The sequence below is a fragment of the Microbacterium neimengense genome (assembly GCF_054782995.1).
Genome location: NZ_BAAGRK010000002.1, coordinates 140,263 through 157,257, shown reverse-complemented (window position 1 = coordinate 157,257; position 16,995 = coordinate 140,263). Strand labels below are relative to the sequence as shown.

The following is a 16,995-nucleotide window of genomic DNA, read 5'->3' as shown; positions in this document are numbered from 1 at the left end:
CTCACCACCCCGATTGGAAGCACCGCGACAGAGGGGCGGGCCACCGACCCATAAGTCACAACCTCCTTCACGTCCGGTGGGCTGTCACCAGTGCGACTACTCGCCGACTGGTCAAGCATGCCATGAGAGCCGACTGGTCGAGCATGCCATGAGAAGGGTGACAGCTCAGCGGGGGCCTCGATAGACCGCCATGTCGCCAGCGGTGTGACTGACGGGCGACCCCGTCTGACCCCGCCCCCGGGCCTGCTTCTCGGCGAGACTGCATCTTCGTCACGAGATCATGGTGTTTACCCGTGATCTCGTGCGGAGAATGCAGTTTCGCAGCCGGAGGCTCCGCGTCCGCACAGCGGGCGTGGAGGGGCTGGGGGGACAGTCTCGCGGGCAGAGTGACCCCGCCGGGACGCGGGCGGGCGCCCGCGTAGAATGGCGGAGTGAGCACCCCCTCGTCTGCGCCCCTGCCCGCCGGCACGCGCCCCGCACTGTCCGCCCTCGACGTGGTGGCGTTCCTGTGCGAGATCGGCGGCATCGTCGCCCTGGCGATCTGGGGCTTCGCGACGTGGCCGTTCCCGTGGAACCTCGTCGTCGGCATCCTGACCCCCGCCGCCGCCATCGTGCTGTGGGCGCTGTTCGTCTCCCCTCGCGCCGTCTTCGCCGTGCACCCCTTCGTGCGCGCGATCGCTGAGCTGCTCGTCTACGCCGCCGCGACCGCCGCTCTGTGGTCGCTCGGTCTCACCTGGATCGGCATCGCCTACGCGGTCGTCGCGGTCACGGTGGGCCTCGTCGTCGGACGCCGCCGCTTCGCATGACCGCATCGGTCGTCGACCTGCTGCGCGACGCGCTCGGCGACCGGGTCGACACGACCGACGCCGCCCTCGAGGCCGTCCGCGCCGACAAGTCGGGTCACGCAGCCGAAGGGCACGCTCTGGCCGTCGTGCACGCCGAGAGCATCGAGGACGTCCAGGTCGCGCTGCGCATCGCCTATGCAACGGGTACACCCGTGGTGCCGCGCGGCGCGGGCACCGGCCTGGCGGGCGGCGCGAACGTCGGCACCGGCCGGATCGCCCTGTCGCTCGCGCGGATGAACCGCATCCTCGAGATCCGTCCCGACGACCTGCTCGCCGTGGTGGAGCCCGGCATCGTCAACGCCGAACTGAACGCGGAGCTCGCCCGCCACGGAATGTGGTGGGCGCCCGACCCCGCGAGCCGCGCGATCTCGACCGTGGGCGGCAACATCGCCACCGGTGCGGGCGGGCTGCTGTGTGCGAAGTACGGCGTCGTGCGCGACGCGGTGCTCGGCGTCGACGTCGTCCTCGCCGACGGCGAGCTGATCCGCCTCGGGCGTCGCAGTGTGAAGGGCGTGACCGGCCTCGATCTGACCTCGCTCATGATCGGATCCGAGGGAACGCTCGGCGTCGTCGTGGGCGCCACACTCAAGCTGCGGCGCCTGGTGGCCGGGCAGACGCGCACGCTCACCGCATCCTTCGCCGACGTGCGCGCCGCCGCTACAGGTGCCGCAGCCGTGACCGCCTCGGGTGTACAGCCGGCGATCATGGAGCTCATGGATGCGGCGAGCCTCGCCGCCGTGCACGCTCTCCTCTCCCTCCCGGCACCCACCGGCAGCGAGAGCCTGCTGACCGTGCAGACGGACGGGCCCACCGCTGCCGACGACGCCGCCCAGATCGCGCAGGTGCTGGAGCATGCGGGCGGCCGGGTGCGCCTAGCCATGGATGAGGCGGAGGGCGAGGCACTGCTGCACGTGCGGCGGTCACTGCATCCGGCCATGGAACGTCTCGGCATGACGCTCATCGAGGACGTCTCGGTGCCGCGATCGGCGCTGCCGGCGATGTTCGACGAGATCGTGCGGATCGAACGCGACTACGGACTCACGATCCCTACGGTGGCGCACGCGGGCGACGGGAACCTCCACCCGAACTTCGTCTTCCAGGGCCCGGAGGTGCCGGACGTCGTCTGGCGCGCTGCCGACGACCTGTTCCGTTCCGCACTGCGGCTCGGCGGCACACTCACCGGCGAGCACGGGATCGGTGTGCTCAAGCGACGATGGTTGCGCGACGAGCTCGGCGCACGCCAGTGGGAGCTGCAGCGCGACATCAAACGGGTGTTCGATCCCACCGGCATCCTGAATCCCGGCGTCGTCTTCGCCGACTGATCCTCGTCATGTCCCACTCGCCGCGACCCTGACCTCGTCATGTCCCACTTGCCGCAACTTTGACCCTAGTTTCCTGCGGCAAGTGGGACATGCGATGCCGGAAGTGGGACATGCTCTGCGGCACCTGGGACACGGAACGCTCAGAGGCCCTGCCAGTCGGGCTTTCCCTCCCAGCTGGCGCGGTAGTAGTCCGCCAGGCGCAGGCGGGATGCGGCGGCCTCATCCACCACGACGGTGACATGCGGATGCAGCTGGACCGCTGAGCCGGGGACCATCGCGGTGACAGGGCCCTCGAGAGCCCCGGCGACCGCGTCCGCCTTCTCCTGACCGAAGGCGAGGAGCACGAGGTGCCGCGCCTCGAGCATCGTGCCGAGCCCCTGCGTGATGCAGTGACGGGGCACCTCGGAGGCGTCGGCGAAAAACCGGGCGTTGTCCTCACGGGTCTGCGCCGTCAGGGTCTTGACACGCGTGCGCGACGCGAACGACGAGCCGGGTTCGTTGAACCCGATGTGTCCGTCGGTGCCGATCCCCAGGATCTGCAGGTCCACGCCGCCGGCGTCCCGGATCGCACGCTCGTACTCGTCGCCCGCCGTGGCGATCCCCGCCTCGCGGCCGTCCGGCACGTGGATGCGGGCAGGGTCCAGACCCAACGGCTCCACCACCTCGCGGGCGATCACCGAGTGGTAGCTCTCGGGGTGCGAGGGGTCCAGCCCGACGTACTCGTCGAGCGCGAACCCGCGCACCCGCGACACGTCGAGATCCCCGATGCGCTCGCGCAGCGCCTCGTACACGGGCAACGGCGTGGAGCCCGTCGCGAGACCCAGAACGGTGTCGTCCCGCGTCCGGATCAGCCGCACGATCTCGTTGGCGACGATCGCGCCGCCCTCCTGCTTCGATGCGACGATGACCACTTCAGCCACGTGCGCTCACCTCCTGCTCGATTGCTGTTCCTCCGACGATTGCCGCCCCGACCGCCGCTGCCGGCGACCCTGCCGGCAGCACCCGCATCCGATCCGCCAACGCGAGCGAACGCAGGAACGGGGATGCGACGGCGCTGCGCTCCAGTTCGACGCGCACCTCCGGCACCATCCGGTCGGCGAGCGCGGTGAGTCCTCCGCCGAGGACGACCCGTTCCACGTCGGCGGTCAGCACGAGGATGCGCACGGCCGCTGCGACCGCGCGGGCCAGATCTCGACGGATGACGGTCGCGAGGGCATCACCCGCGTCCGCGGCGTCGAAGACGTCACGGACCGGGAGCGCGGCGGGGCGCCCCCACCGGTCGGCGATCGCCGCTCCCCCGGCGAGCGCCTCGATGCATCCGCGTCCGCCGCAACGGCACAGCGGTCCGGCGGGATCGATGCTGATGTGACCGACCTCCCCGGCCGACCCACCGCCGCCGCGCCACAGCGCACCGTCGAGCACGATGCCGGCCGCAACGCCGGTGCCGAGGTTCAAGAACGCCAGGCTCGCACCGGGCTGCTCCAGCGCCGCGGCTCCGAGCGCGGCCGCCTTCACGTCGTTCTCGACGCGCACGGGCAGTCCCACCCGAGGCGCCACGGCGGCGGCGACGTCGAGGTCCGCGACGCCGAGGTTGAGCGCATGGGTCACACGACCCGACCCCGGACGCACTTGACCCGGCATCCCGATCCCGACCGACGAGAACTGCGCGGCGTCGATGCCCGGCAGGGTGCCGAGGGCGGCGACGGCGTCGGCAATGGTCTCCACCACGCCCACCGGGCCCCAGAGGGTCGCGAGCCGCACCGAGGCGAGCACCCGATCCCGGTCGTCGACGACCACCGCATCCGTCTTGGTGCCGCCGACGTCGAGTCCGACCCTCATCCCTTCACCGCACCCGAGACCAGTCCCCCGGTCATGCGGTGCTGCACGATGAGGAAGAACGCGACGACGGGCAGCGCCATCAGGGTGGATGCGGCCATGACCACGGACCAGTCGGTCGCCTTCGTCACCTGCACGAATGCCCGCAGCCAGATCGGCAGGGTCTGCGGATCGGGGCGCGTGAGGATGACCAGCGCGAACACGAACTCGTTCCAGGCCTGGATGAACGCGAACACACCGGTGGCGACGAGGCCCGGTGCGAGCAGCGGGAACGTGACCCGCCAGAACGCGCCCGTGCGGCTGCAGCCGTCGATCATCGCCGCTTCCTCCAGCTCCGCGGGCACGCCTTGGACGAAGCCGCGCAGGGTCCAGATCGTGAACGGGAGGACGATCGCGATGTAGACGAGGCTGAGGCCGGCGATCGTGTTGACCAGCGCCCAGCCGTCGAGCACGCGGAAGGTCGAGATGATCATCGCTTCGGCGGGGATCATCTGCACGACGAGGATCGCGACGACGATGCTCTTGCGGCTGCGGAAGCGGAACCGCGAGAGCGCGACCGCCGCGAGGAACGCGAACAGCAGAGCCGCGACGAGGGTGATGCCCGTCACCGTCACCGAGGTGCCGAGCGCGCCGAGGAACCCGCCCTCACCGAGCGCCGTCGCGTAGTTGCGCAGCGTGAACTGGTCGGGCCAGAAGTGGGGCGTCTCACCTCGCACGGCGGATGCGGGCAGCAGTGACGTGTTGACCATCCAGTACACGGGGAACACCGCGCAGACGATCACCACCAGAGCGCAGAGATTCAGCAGGACCCGGCCGGTGCGGGTGCGTGCGCGCGTGGTCATGCCTCCTCCTGACGGAGCATGGAGCGGATGTAGTAGCCGGAGATCACGAGCATGATCGCGACGAGGATCACCGAGATCGCGCCGCCCGAGCCGAGGTCGCCCGAAGCCATCGAGACGCTGTAGATGTAGACGCCGATGGTGTTCGTGTCGGCGCGGACTCCGCCGATGGTCTGCAGGGCGTAGATCTGGGCGAACACGCGCAGGTCCCAGATGACCTGGAGGATCAGGAGCACGACGAGGATCGAACGCAGGTACGGGAAGACGATGAGTCGGAAGCGCGAGAATGCGCCGGCGCCGTCCAGCTGCGCGGCCTCGAGCACTTCGTCGGGCACCTGTCCGAGCCCGGCGTAGACGGAGAAGGCCACGAAGGGGATCGCGCCCCATGTGATGATGATGGCCGCCACGGCGAAGAAGCTCAGCGGGTCGATGAGCCAGCTGTGGCCGGTCCAGTCGGTGCCGGTCAGCTGGGTGAGCGCGTAGTTGACCAGGCCGTACTGGGTGTCGAAGATCCAGCCCCAGACGATCGTGGCGGTCAGCGCGGGCATCGCCCAGGCCAGCAGCAGCGCGACCGAGACGGCGGTGCGCATGACGCGGCCGAGCTTCGTCATGAGCAGCGCGACGAGCACGCCCAGCACCATGGTCGCCGCGACGCAGACCACGCAGAGCGCCACGCTGCGCGCGAGCACCTGCCAGAATCCCGAATCCGTCAGGACGGCGATGTAGTTGTCGAGACCGACGAAGGACGGCGGGGCGCCGAAGATCTGCGCCCGGCCGAACTCCTGGAACGACATGACGACCATCTGCACGAGCGGCCAGCCGATGAACACGGCGAGCATGACCAGCGCGGGCGACAGCAGCAGAAGGGGGGTGAGTGCGCGTCGCCGCCGGCGGCGCGGAGCGGACGGCGGCCCGGACGCGATGACCGCGTCGACGGGCAGCTCGGTGGCGACAGCCATGGTGACTCCTGAGAACGGATGGTGTGCTCCCCGCCCGACGCTCCGGGCCATCAGGTGGCGGGCCGTTGAGCGTGGAGCGCAGAGACGAATCGAAACGCGGGGCGAGTCGAAACGAGAGACGAGTCGAGACGCGGGGCGACCGGCCGGCCGGCCGCCCCGCGAGGAGTGGGTCAGCCGTTGAGGATGGACTCGATCTGCTCGTCGGCGGCAGCCGCGAGCGAGGCGACGTCGCCTCCGCCGGCGATGTTGACGAACAGGTCCTGCATGATGCCCTTCGCCTCCACATCCGCCCAGTTCGGCGATGCCGGCGTGAGCTTGGCGTTGGCCGCAGCCGACGCGATGACGGATGCGAGCTCGGGCGTCGCGGCGGCGACCTTGTCGCCCAGCGACGTCTTGGCGGGCACGAGGCCCGCCTCGGCCAGGATGGTCTGGTACTCGTCGCTCAGCATGATCTCCAGCGCCGACTTCGCCAGCTCCGGGTTCTTCGACTTGGCCGCGATGCCGACGTTGGAGCCGCCCGCGAACACCTGCGCGGCACCGCCCTGAGCGCCGGGCAGAGCGAACTCGCCGGTCGTCTCGGCGACCGCGGTCGCCTGCTTGTCCTCGTCCGCAACGATCGACCAGTAGGCCCAGCTCGGCGCGGAGTAGGTCGCGGCCTGCTGCGTGCGGAACGGTACCCATCCCTCGGTCTCGTCGCCGTCCTTGGGCGCCAGAGACGCCTTCGTCATCAGCTCCTGCACCTGCTCGAGCCCGGCGATCGACTCGGGGCTGGACAGCTGGGCATCCCAGCTGCCGTCATCTGCCTGCACGGCGACCTCGCCGCCGTTCTCCCAGATGAAGGGCAGACCGTTGTACCAGTCCTTGCCGGGGAAGTACACGCCCGAGACGCCGGGGAGGGCCGCCGCGAGGGTCACGCCGTTCGACACGTACTCGTCGAGGGTCGTCGGCACCGAGACACCGGCCTGCGCGTACTGCGCCGTGTTGTAGAACACGACGCGAGAGCCCGAGTAGTAGGGGGCGGCGTACAGATCGCCGTCCCAGCTGCCCGCCTCGACGAATCCGGGCAGCAGGTCCGAGCCGCCGAGCTCGTCCTTGATATCGCCCAGGCTCAGCAGCGCTCCGCTCGAGGTGAACGCCGGAGCCTGCGTGTTACCCATCTCGACCACGTCGGGGCTGTCGTTGGACGACAGGCTCGTGGTGAGCTTGTCGACGAGACCGGTCCACTGCTGCTCCTCGATGACCAGCGTGGACCCGGGATTCTGATCCTCGAACGTCTTCACGAGATAGTCGCGGGCATCCTGAGGGGTGTCGGTACCGACGAGCCAGACACGGATCTCCGCGCTGTCGCCGCTCGACGAGCCGCCTCCTGTCCCCGCGCATCCGGCAAGCGCAATCGCCGATGCGCCCATCAGGGCGACGGCTGGGAGGAACTTCTTCATGTGCTGTCCTCTGTTCTCGATGATGAGACCGTGAGCACCGGCGGCGCTCCCGGGAAGGTGCTGTCAGGAGACGCCGAGCGTCGCCGACAGCACCATGACGGCCGCACCGCGCAGGACGATGTCCTGGCCCTGCTCCGTCATCCGCACCCGGACGCCCTCGTGGAAGGGGGCGAGTGTCCGCGTGCGGAGGGCCTCGGCGGTGGCCTGCGCAAGCACACCGCCGAGGAGTTCAGGGGGGCCGGAGAGAACGATCTCCGACAGATCGAGCGCGCCGACGACCGGAGCGAGCGCGATACCGAGCCGCTCCCCCGCATCCCGCAGGACCGTGTCGCGCTCGCCCGGGGCGGCCGCATCGGCTCTGGCAGTCAGCGCCGGCACGGACAGCCACGCTTCGAGGCAGCCGACCTTGCCGCACGCGCAGAGCGGGCCGCCGTCGGTGCCGACGGTCACGTGACCGATCTCGCCGGCGGCGAAGCGGCTGCCGCGCATGGGCTGACCGCCGGCGAGCAGACCGGATCCGACACCGCTGCCGACCTTGACCAGCAGCACGTCGTCGCCGGAGCCGCCGAACGTGTACTCCGCCAGCACGGCGGCGTTCGCGTCGTTGGCGACGAGCACCTCGAGCCCGAGCGCCTCGCTCAGCACGCCCTCGAGATCGAAACCAGCCCACCCCATGTTCGGCGCCGTCAGCACGATGCCGCGGTCGTCGATGACACCGGGCGTGCCGACGCCGACGCCGAGCACGGGGGCCTTCGCCTCGGCCACGAGCCGCTCGGCGAGGGAGATGACGGCCGCCAGGACCTCTGATGCGGCGGCCGGATGCGGGGTCTCGGCGCGCGCGACGATGTCGCCGTCGAGCGTGAGTACCGCACCGATGAAGACATCGCTGCCGGAGAGGTCCAGCCCGATGATGCGGTGACCGGCGCGGTCGACGTCGACGAGCATGGCCGGCTTGCCGGGGCGGCTGCCCTCACGCATCCCCTTCTCGACCACGAACCCGTCGCCGATCAGTTCGGCCACGAGGTCCGAGATCGTGACACGGGTGAGCCCGGTCTCCCGCGACAGGTCGGCGCGGCTCATCGCACCGCGGTGGAACAGCGTCTGCAGCACGAGCGAGCGGTTGTGTCCGCGTGCATGCTCGGGCAGGACCTTCACTCCGGCGCGCAAGGCGCGGCCGGGGGCGAAGGCGCCGCCACGAGATGTCGTGTGGGTGTGCGCGGGCTCGGAGAGGGAAGCGCCGCGCTGCACTTCCGATGCAGTCATGTTTGTTAGTACACCTTACGAACAAACATGACGCAAGCATTCCGATCGCTCGTCACACGACTGTTACACGAGGCCGTGATCGGAACGTTGTCGGAGATCGGACTCTGACCACGCCTTTATCAGACTTGCTCGCGTACCCTGGGAAGACACAGCACACGATGCACGGGGGTGACAGTGTGACGGATCTGGTAACCGGACCGCACGCACAGAGCGACGCGGCGGCGGACGACACCGACGCCGGGTCGGGCGACGGCGCGACGCACGTCTACGCGTGGGCCCCCGAAGAGCCCAAGCCTCGCAAGCGCCACCTCGGTCTCTGGATCGGCATCCCCTCCGGCGTCCTCGCGATCGCGGCCGTCACGGCATCGCTCGTGCTCATCGCTCCCGGCACCGCCGTCGCCGGCGTGCCGATCGGCGGTATGACGGTGGGCGGTGCGGCCGACGCACTGTCCTCCCGCCTCGCCGGGGCGACGGTGGTGCTCGACACCCCCGACGGCGAGGTCACCGTCACCGGCGCCGCGCTCGGCGCGTCGATCGACGCACGCACGATCGCTGAGCAGGCGTTCGACGCACACCCCCTGTGGAACGTGACCCAGTGGAACTCCGAACCGCTCGTGGCGGACGTGACGCTCGACCCGGCCGCCGCCACCGAGGCGCTTCGCGAGGTGGCTCCCGGTGCTTACACCGACCCCACCGACGCGACGGTGACGTTCGATGCGGCCACCGCCTCCTACGTCTCCTCGCCCGAGAAGGTCGGAGAGGGCATCGATCTGGAACAGGTGCGCACCGCCCTGGCCGAGGCGTTCTCCTCCGGCAGCGGTCGAACCACGATCGAGGCCTCCATCGTTCCGGTGGATCCCGCCATCACGACCGCGGATGCCGAGACCTCGGTCGCGCGGTTGAACGGCATCCTCGACACGATCGGCTTCTACGTCGGCGCGGAGCGCACCGTCCCCGTGGACCGCGTACTGGCCGCATCCTGGCTGAAGCTCGGAACCGAAGACGGAAAGCTCACCCTCTCCGCCGATGCCGACGCGATCCAGAAGACCGTCGACACGCTGGCTCCGCTCGTGAACCGCGCGCCCGTCGACGCCACCGTCGTCACCAACGCCGCAGGCGACGTGCTCCGCGACCTCACGCCGGGCGCGGTGGGACGCACGCTCGGCGACACCTCCCGGGTGGCCGATGACTTCGCCGCTCAGCTCGCCGCCGGCGACGCGGCGTATCAGCTGCCCGTGACCGAGGCGCCGTTCGTGACGACGGCGCTTCACCGCTACTCGGATGTGAACCTCAGCACGCAGCGAGCGACCTTCTACGAGAACGGCCAGGTCGTCAACAGCTGGCCGATCTCGTCCGGCCTCGGCGCGAACGCCACTCCGACGGGCGAATTCACCGTGTTCGCGCATGTGCGGATGCAGGACATGGGCTGCACGCCCACGTCGACGTATTGCACGAAGGACGTCCCGTGGGTCACGTACTTCGCCCCTGACATCGGCTTCCACGGCACCTACTGGCACAACAACTTCGGCCACCCGATGAGCCACGGCTGCATCAACATGCCGATCGACCAGGCGGCCTGGGCCTACGAGTTCCTCTCCAAGGGGTCCGAGGTCTCGGTCCACTACTGAGCCGCATCGCACGAAGAAGGGGCCGGATGCATCCGCATCCGGCCCCTTCTTCGTCGATGTCAGATCGCGTCGATGATGCGGTTCAGCGTCGCGGACGGACGCATGACCTCTTCGACCAGACGCGGGCTCGGGTGGTAGTAGCCGCCGATGTCGACGGACTTGCCCTGCACCGCGAGCAGCTCGGCGACGATCGTCTCCTCGGCTGCGGCGAGCTCCTGAGCGATCGGCGCGAACGCGCGGGCCAGCTCCGCATCCGCCGACTGCGCGGCGAGCTCCTGCACCCAGTAGAGCGCGAGGTAGAAGTGGCTGCCGCGGTTGTCGATCGTGCCGAGGGCGCGACCGGGCGACTTGTCGTTCTCGAGGAAGGTTCCGGTCGCGGCGTCCAGCGTGTCCGCGAGAACCTGCGCGCGGACGTTGCCGGTGAAGGTCGCGAAGTGCTCGAAGGATGCGGCGAGCGCGAAGAACTCGCCCAGCGAGTCCCAGCGCAGGTAGTCCTCGGCGAGCAGCTGCTGCACGTGCTTGGGTGCGGAGCCGCCGGCGCCCGTTTCGAAGAGTCCACCGCCCGCGAGCAGCGGGACGATCGAGAGCATCTTGGCACTCGTGCCGACCTCGAGGATCGGGAACAGATCCGTCAGGTAGTCGCGCAGGACGTTGCCGGTCACCGAGATGGTGTCCTGCCCCGCGCGCAGACGCTCGAGCGAGAACAGCGTCGCCTCGGTCGGCGCGAGGATCTCGATCTGCAGGCCCTCGGTGTCGTGCTCGGCGAGGTAGGTGCGCACCTTGGCGATGAGCTGCGCGTCGTGCGCGCGGCCTTCGTCGAGCCAGAACACGGCGGGCACGCCGGTGGCGCGGGCGCGGGTGACGGCGAGCTTCACCCAGTCGCGCACGGCGATGTCCTTGGTCTGCGTGGCCCGCCAGATGTCGCCGGCCTCGACCGCGCTCTCGAGCACGACCTCACCCGCGGAGGTGACGACCTGGACGACACCGGCCGAAGCGATCTCGAACGTCTTGTCGTGGCTGCCGTACTCCTCGGCGGCCTGCGCCATGAGTCCCACGTTCGGGACGGTGCCGATCGTGGCCGGGTCGAGCGGGCCGTGCGCGATGACGTCCTCGATCACGGCCTGGTAGACGCCGGCGTAGGAGGAGTCGGGGATGACCGCGAGCGTGTCGTCCTCGCCGCCGTCGACGCCCCACAGCTTCCCGCCGTTGCGGATGAGCGCCGGCATGGACGCGTCGACGATGACGTCGGAGGGCACGTGCAGGTTCGTGATGCCCTTATCGGAGTTGACGTACGACAGGCGCGGACCCGAGGCGATCGCCTGCTCGAACGCGGCGGCGATCTCGTCACCCTTCTCCAGGCCCGAGAGGCCGGAGAGGATCGCACCGAGACCGTCGTTGGGCGTGAGCCCCGCGGCCGCGAACTGGTCGCCGTAGCGGGCGAACACGTCGGCGAAGAACGCCTTCACGACGTGGCCGAAGATGATCGGGTCACTGACCTTCATCATCGTCGCCTTGAGGTGCACGGAGTACAGCACGTCGTCGGCCTTGGCCGTCGCCAGCGTCTCGGCGAGGAAAGCGTCCAGCGCCGCGGCCGACAGGAACGTCGCATCCACGATCTCGCCCGGAAGCACCTTGAGGCCGGACTTCAGCACGGTCTCGGTGCCCGCCGCATCCACGTGGCGGATGGTGAGGGTGTCGTCATCGGGCGAGACCCAGGAGATCTCGTTCGAGCGGAAGTCGTCGTGTCCGAGGGTCGCGACACGGGTCTTCGAGCCCTCGGCGAACGCCTTGTTACGGTGCGGATGCTTGCGCGCGTAGCTCTTGACCGCACCGGGAGCGCGACGGTCACTGTTGCCCTCGCGGAGCACCGGGTTCACCGCCGACCCCTTGATCTTGTCGTAGCGCGCGCGGACGCTCTCCTCCTCGACGCCGTTCGGCTCGTCGGGGTAGTTCGGGATGTCGTAGCCCTGCGCCTGCAGCTCGGCGATGGCGGCCTTGAGCTGCGGGATCGATGCCGAGATGTTCGGCAGCTTGATGATGTTCGCCTCCGGCAGCGTCGCGAGCGCGCCCAGTTCGGCGAGCGCGTCGCCGACAAGCTGCTCGGGGGTGAGCTGCTGCGGGAAGGCTGCGAGGATGCGACCGGCGAGCGAGATGTCGCGCGTCGCGATCTCGACCCCCGCCTGGCCGGCGACGGCACGGACCATGGGAAGGAAGGATGCGGTGGCGAGCGCAGGAGCCTCGTCGGTGTGCGTGTAGATGATCGTGGAATCAGGCACGGATTTGTCTCTCCATAGAGGCGTCGAGGGTCAGTCGCCAGCCTATCGCACCCGGTCCGGTTATCTCGATGTCGAGATATCTCCCCCCTCACCCGGCCCGGTTCTCACGGCATCCGCATCGCCGGGTTCACACGGCCCGCATCCCTCCCCGCAGGCGGGCGCCAGGCATTAGCCTGTGACCATGACCGAACTGCGCCTCGAAGAGCTGTCGGCCGCGACGATCGTCGCCGTGAACAACATGTCACTCAAACCCGGGCAGGAACAGTTCCTCGCCCCGGTGAGCTACGGGGTCGCGGCGACCGTGATCGACCCGCGCACCAGCTGGCAACGCGTCGTGCTCGCGGGCGACGACGTCGTCGGGTTCGTCAGCGCGAACTTCGACGAGGACGAGACGCAGGAATGGTTCCGCTCCGTCCTCTGGCGCATCAATGTCGACGCCGACGACCAGGGCCAGGGCATCGGCCGCTTCGCCATCGAGGGCCTCACGAACGAGGCGCGCGAGCGAGGGATGGACCACGTCGACGTCATCTACGAGGCCGGCGAGGGCGGTCCGGAGGCGTTCTTCCGCCGCGTCGGCTTCGAGCCCGTCGGCGAGACCGAGTTCGGCGAGGTCGTCGCCCGCATCGCGCTCTGACGCGGCCGCGCGCTCGGCGCCGCTTGAGCTCTCTGCGCGTGTGAGCTGCCTGCTCGTCGCGCGGTTCTCGGAACTCCGCGCACTTCTCGGAGGTTTCGGCCCGAAGCCTCCGAGTTCGGCGCCGATCTCCGAGAACAGTGGCACCTCCTCCCCCGCCCGAGCAGCGCGGCGGGTCTGCCACAGACGTCGCTCCACGGCACAGCAGGGATGCGGACGTCGACGCAGCATGGCGGGATGTCCCTCACTCCCTGGCTCGCCGCACAGGGCGGGCTCGCCCATCGCGCGGTCGCCGCCGAGGCCGGATTCGGCGTGCGCGCCGTCCGCGCCGAGGCTGCCGCCGGCCGCATCCGCATCGTCCGGAGGTCCTGGATCGCCACATCGTCCGCACCGCCGGACCTGCTGGCTGCAGCGCAGGCGGGAGCCCGACTCGCGTGCGTCTCGGTCGCTCGGCATCGCGGCTGGTGGCTGCCGCCCCTGCTCGTCGATCGGCCCCACCTGCATCTACGGCCCCACGCCGCATCCGACGGCGTGCCCGCGGATGCGGTCGCCCACTGGAGCATTCCACTCGCCCCACCGGCGGCGCATAGTCTGCTCGAGTCGACCGAGGACGCGCTGCGCCATATCGCACGCTGCCTGTCCCCCGAGGCCGCGCGGGTCGTATGGGAGTCGGCGGTCCGCACGGAAGGGATCTCCCTGGACACGCTGCGACGGGTGCGCTGGCGTTCCCCCGAGGCCGTCGCGCTCGCGCTCGAGGTCCGCGGCCTTTCCGACTCCGGCCTCGAAACGCAGGTCATCGTGCGGCTGAGTCCTTGGGGCGTACCCATGACGCAGCAGGCGGTCGTGGCGGGCCGCCGCGTCGACATCCTGATCGGCGAGCGCCTGGTCGTGCAGATCGACGGCTACACCCATCACCGTACGTCCGCGCAGCGGGGCAAGGACATCGCCCACGATGCCGAACTGCACCTGCGCGGGTTCACCGTGCTGCGCTTCGACTATGCGCAGGTCGTGTACGACTGGCCGAGCGTCGAGCGCACGATCGCGCGCGCCATCGCCGCCGGCCTCCACCTCGCCCGTTGAGAGCATCCTGATCTCGGAAATGCGCGCGAATCTCGGAGGTTTACAGCCGCATCCTCCGAGAAACGCGCCGATCTCCGAGAAAGGTGCATGGGAACCGCCCGAGTCAGGAGCGCCGGACGCGGGCGCGACGCAGGGCCTTGTCCGCCTCCACCACGACCGCGGGGATCACCGACAACGCGAGCGCGAGCAGCCATTCGCCACCGCTCAGGCTCGTGGTCATCAGCAGGTTCTGAGCGAACCCGACCTCGACGCAGACCACGGTCAGCGCGACGGGGATCCACATCCATTTGAGGGCGTCCGCCCACGGCGCCGTGAATCCGGATGCGGGATCCCGCCGCATCGCCATCCCCGCCAGCACGGAACCCAGACTGATGACGACGAACGCCATCGTGACCGGCACCGACGCCTCGGTGGTGCGCGCCTCGCCCGGTGCCAGCAGGAGCGCGGCGAGCGCGGTGGCGAAGATCGTGCCGCCGTAGACGAGCCACTGCGTGATGGCACCGCGGTTCGCGAGGGTCTGGCGCACGTCGCGGGGAGGCCTCGACATGATGCCGTCCGGATCGGGCCCGAACGTGATGGTCAACACGGGGAAGAACGTGATGAACGTGCTCAGGAAGATGACCATGAGCGGCGTCAGGGGCACACCGTTGTTGATGTCGAAGACACTGGCGGCCAGGAAGAGCAGAACGAGCGAGAACAGTGTCGACATCTGATACCGGACGTAGCCGACGATCTTCTCGTAGATGCCGCGGCCCAGCCGGATCGCTTCGACGAGGGTTCCGAAGTCGTCGTCCGTCAGGATCATGCGCGCCGCCTGCTTCGTGACCTCGCTCCCGGAGCCCATGGCCACACCGATGTCGGCCTGTTTCAGGGCCGCGGCGTCGTTGACCGCGTCGCCGGTCATCGCGACGATCTCGCCGCGCTCCTGCAGGAGGCGGGCCACGCGCAGCTTGTCCTCCGGAGTCACGCGGCCGAACACGTGCAGCTCGGGCAGGCGGGCCGACAACTCCGCATCGCTCAGCTCGCGCAGCTCGGCGCCGCTGATGGCCCCGGGGCCGAGGCCGAGCTCGTCGCCGATCGCTGCCGCCGTAACGGCGTGGTCACCGGTGATCATGCGCACCTCGATGCCGGCACCCGCAGCGATCCGCACCGCTTCGATCGCCTCGGGCCGCAGGGGATCGACGATGCCGACGAGGGCCACGAACACGAAGTCGTCCGAAAAGGCCATCGGATCGGCGATCGCCGCATCCCGCTCGTCGTTCAGGATGCGGTAGCCGAACGCCAGCACGCGCAGACCCTCGCCCGAGAGCCGGGCGTTGGCCGCGAGGATGTCGTCGCGCGCGTCTGCGACGGGCACGACCCCCTCCGCGGTCAGCGCGTGCGTGCAGCGATCGAGGACCACATCCGGTCCGCCCTTGATGGTCGCGACGAACGCGGTGGCGCCGTCCCACGGCACGTCATGGCAGGTCACCATGAACTTGTACGCCGAGTCGAAGGGCACCTCCGCCACACGCGGATACAGTCGCCGCGTCTCCTCGGCATCGGCGCCGAGCTTGGCTGCGAGCACCACCAGGGCCGCCTCTGTCGGGTCGCCGACCACCGTGCCCGCATCCGAGACCGTCGCGTCGCTGTTGAGGCACAGCCCGTACGCGAGCGCCGTGAAGTCGGGCACCTCGAGGCCGGCGGCATGGCGCAGGGCGCCCGTCTTGCGGTATCCCTCACCCTCGACCGAGAACCACTGGCCCCGGGCGTAGAGCCGTCGAGCGGTCATCTGGTTGAGCGTCAGCGTGCCGGTCTTGTCGGAGTTGATCGCGGAGGTGGCGCCGAGCGTCTCGACGTCGCTCAGGTTCTTGACGACCGCCCGGTGCTCGGCGAGCTGCTTGGCGCCGTACGAGAGCATGACCTGCACGAAGGTCGGGAGACCCGACGGGATGGCGGAGACCGCCATGGCGATCCCTACGAGCAGAACCGTCTGGATCGACTCGCCGCGGGCGAATCCCAACGCGATCATGATCGCGACGGCGCCCCACGCGATGAGTCCCAGCACCTTCGTGAGCCCGTCCAGCTCCCGCTGGAGGGGGCTCCGCGTGCCGACGACGGCCGTGAGCATCCCCGCGATGCGGCCCATCTGGGTCTGCATGCCGGTCTCGGTCACGACCATGACCGCGGTGCCGCGCGTGAGACTCGTGTTCTGGAACAGCATGTTCTCGCGGTCGCCCAGCGCGACGTCGGCGTCGGCGAGCGTTCCCGCATCCTTCGGAACCGGGGCGCTCTCCCCCGTCAGCGCCGACTCCTGGGTCTCGCAGGTCGCGCTGCGCAGGATGCGGCCGTCCGCCGGGACGAGGTCGCCGGCTTCCAGGTGGACGACGTCCCCGACGACGACCTCCGTCGCGTCGATCTGGCGCAGCGTGCCCTGGCGGAGCACCCGCACCTGGGGAATTTGCAACTGGGAGAGGGCATCGACACTGCGACGCGCCGCGAGCTCCTGCCGCGTGCCGAGCACGACGTTCAGACCCACGAGCAACGCCACGACGACGGCGACGGAGGGTTGCGCGATGAGCACGCTGACCACGACGACGCCGATGAGCATGAGGTTCATCGGGTCGGCGAGCTGACGCAGCGCGATGGTCACCGCGCGGGGCGAGGGCGGCGCGGCGATCGCATTCGGGCCGCTCTCGGCCAGTCGTCTGGCCGCCTGCGCGTCCGACAGCCCTTCGCCGACGTCCGTGCCGAGCTCGGCCGCCACACGGTCGGCATCCAACGCCCACCACGCCGCGGTGTCGGGCTGCGCGTCCGTCGGTATCTGTGTGCCGCTCATGGCCCACCTCCCCGATCGCGATCATAGCGACGGGACGGAAGGCGGCCACAGCACCATCG

Annotated in this window: 13 protein-coding genes; 5 read left to right on the top strand and 8 right to left on the bottom strand. The window is 69.7% G+C overall.

Translation table 11 applies throughout. The features are described from left to right. Positions 1 to 431 precede the first annotated feature (431 nt). Together ACYVJS_RS02160 and ACYVJS_RS02155 are read left to right on the top strand one after the other, a co-directional pair. Positions 432 to 806 (top strand): YrdB family protein, encoded by a 375-nt coding sequence (locus ACYVJS_RS02160; RefSeq protein ID WP_234073477.1) that lies wholly within the window; start codon positions 432 to 434, stop codon positions 804 to 806. Continuing rightward, positions 803 to 2,167: an FAD-binding oxidoreductase gene (locus ACYVJS_RS02155; protein WP_460737334.1), complete on the top strand. Its 1,365-nt coding sequence runs from the start codon at positions 803 to 805 to the stop codon at positions 2,165 to 2,167. Before ACYVJS_RS02160 ends, ACYVJS_RS02155 begins: the two co-directional genes overlap by 4 nt. A gap of 140 nt (positions 2,168 to 2,307) precedes the next feature. Here ACYVJS_RS02155 and nagB read toward each other — a convergent pair whose 3' ends face one another. The 6 genes from nagB to ACYVJS_RS02125 form a co-directional block, all read right to left on the bottom strand. Continuing rightward, the gene (gene nagB, locus ACYVJS_RS02150; RefSeq protein WP_460737332.1) at positions 2,308 to 3,087 is read right to left on the bottom strand and encodes a glucosamine-6-phosphate deaminase; all 780 of its coding nucleotides are present in this window, start codon (positions 3,085 to 3,087) and stop codon (positions 2,308 to 2,310) included. Then, positions 3,080 to 4,006, bottom strand: coding sequence for an ROK family protein (locus ACYVJS_RS02145; protein ID WP_460737330.1), 927 nt, complete (start codon positions 4,004 to 4,006; stop codon positions 3,080 to 3,082). Before ACYVJS_RS02145 ends, nagB begins: the two co-directional genes overlap by 8 nt. Beyond that, a complete protein-coding gene (locus tag ACYVJS_RS02140) occupies positions 4,003 to 4,845 on the bottom strand; it encodes a carbohydrate ABC transporter permease (RefSeq protein WP_460737328.1) in 843 nt (280 codons plus the stop codon). Before ACYVJS_RS02140 ends, ACYVJS_RS02145 begins: the two co-directional genes overlap by 4 nt. Beyond that, the gene (locus ACYVJS_RS02135; RefSeq protein WP_460737326.1) at positions 4,842 to 5,801 is read right to left on the bottom strand and encodes a carbohydrate ABC transporter permease; all 960 of its coding nucleotides are present in this window, start codon (positions 5,799 to 5,801) and stop codon (positions 4,842 to 4,844) included. The genes ACYVJS_RS02140 and ACYVJS_RS02135 overlap by 4 nt, the downstream gene beginning before the upstream one ends. A 170-nt stretch (positions 5,802 to 5,971) precedes the next feature. After that, positions 5,972 to 7,240, bottom strand: a complete 1,269-nt coding sequence (locus ACYVJS_RS02130; RefSeq protein ID WP_460737324.1) for an extracellular solute-binding protein — start codon at positions 7,238 to 7,240, stop codon at positions 5,972 to 5,974. Between the two features lie 63 nt (positions 7,241 to 7,303). Next, entirely contained in the window at positions 7,304 to 8,503 is a 1,200-nt protein-coding gene (locus tag ACYVJS_RS02125) for an ROK family transcriptional regulator (RefSeq protein WP_460737322.1), read from the bottom strand. A gap of 176 nt (positions 8,504 to 8,679) precedes the next feature. On the opposite strand from ACYVJS_RS02125, the gene ACYVJS_RS02120 reads away from it, so the two are divergent. Next, positions 8,680 to 10,131 (top strand): L,D-transpeptidase family protein, encoded by a 1,452-nt coding sequence (locus tag ACYVJS_RS02120; RefSeq protein WP_460737320.1) that lies wholly within the window; start codon positions 8,680 to 8,682, stop codon positions 10,129 to 10,131. A 59-nt stretch (positions 10,132 to 10,190) separates the two neighbouring features. Here the strand turns inward: ACYVJS_RS02120 and ACYVJS_RS02115 are convergent, their stop codons facing one another. Then, positions 10,191 to 12,407 carry an NADP-dependent isocitrate dehydrogenase gene (locus ACYVJS_RS02115; RefSeq protein WP_460737318.1) on the bottom strand — a complete coding sequence of 739 codons (2,217 nt, stop codon included), beginning with the start codon at positions 12,405 to 12,407 and terminating at the stop codon, positions 10,191 to 10,193. Positions 12,408 to 12,588: 181 nt separating this feature from the next. On the opposite strand from ACYVJS_RS02115, the gene ACYVJS_RS02110 reads away from it, so the two are divergent. Beyond that, positions 12,589 to 13,041 (top strand): GNAT family N-acetyltransferase, encoded by a 453-nt coding sequence (locus tag ACYVJS_RS02110; RefSeq protein WP_460737316.1) that lies wholly within the window; start codon positions 12,589 to 12,591, stop codon positions 13,039 to 13,041. A gap of 234 nt (positions 13,042 to 13,275) precedes the next feature. After that, positions 13,276 to 14,118 (top strand): endonuclease domain-containing protein, encoded by an 843-nt coding sequence (locus tag ACYVJS_RS02105; RefSeq protein WP_460737313.1) that lies wholly within the window; start codon positions 13,276 to 13,278, stop codon positions 14,116 to 14,118. A gap of 103 nt (positions 14,119 to 14,221) precedes the next feature. On the opposite strand, the gene ACYVJS_RS02100 is transcribed toward ACYVJS_RS02105, so the two are convergent. After that, complete coding sequence (locus tag ACYVJS_RS02100) at positions 14,222 to 16,936, bottom strand: cation-translocating P-type ATPase (RefSeq protein WP_460737311.1); 2,715 nt, start codon at positions 16,934 to 16,936, stop codon at positions 14,222 to 14,224. Positions 16,937 to 16,995 lie beyond the last annotated feature (59 nt).

Excerpts from the sequence above, each read along its gene's own strand:
- ACYVJS_RS02125 (WP_460737322.1), bottom strand. The coding sequence starts at position 8,503 with ATGACTGCATCGGAAGTGCAGCGCGGCGCTTCCCTCTCCGAGCCCGCG.
- ACYVJS_RS02155 (WP_460737334.1), top strand. The coding sequence starts at position 803 with ATGACCGCATCGGTCGTCGACCTGCTGCGCGACGCGCTCGGCGACCGG.
- ACYVJS_RS02110 (WP_460737316.1), top strand. The coding sequence starts at position 12,589 with ATGACCGAACTGCGCCTCGAAGAGCTGTCGGCCGCGACGATCGTCGCC.
- ACYVJS_RS02135 (WP_460737326.1), bottom strand. The coding sequence starts at position 5,801 with ATGGCTGTCGCCACCGAGCTGCCCGTCGACGCGGTCATCGCGTCCGGG.
- ACYVJS_RS02140 (WP_460737328.1), bottom strand. The coding sequence starts at position 4,845 with ATGACCACGCGCGCACGCACCCGCACCGGCCGGGTCCTGCTGAATCTC.
- ACYVJS_RS02145 (WP_460737330.1), bottom strand. The coding sequence starts at position 4,006 with ATGAGGGTCGGACTCGACGTCGGCGGCACCAAGACGGATGCGGTGGTC.
- ACYVJS_RS02130 (WP_460737324.1), bottom strand. The coding sequence starts at position 7,240 with ATGAAGAAGTTCCTCCCAGCCGTCGCCCTGATGGGCGCATCGGCGATT.
- ACYVJS_RS02100 (WP_460737311.1), bottom strand. The coding sequence starts at position 16,936 with ATGAGCGGCACACAGATACCGACGGACGCGCAGCCCGACACCGCGGCG.
- ACYVJS_RS02105 (WP_460737313.1), top strand. The coding sequence starts at position 13,276 with ATGTCCCTCACTCCCTGGCTCGCCGCACAGGGCGGGCTCGCCCATCGC.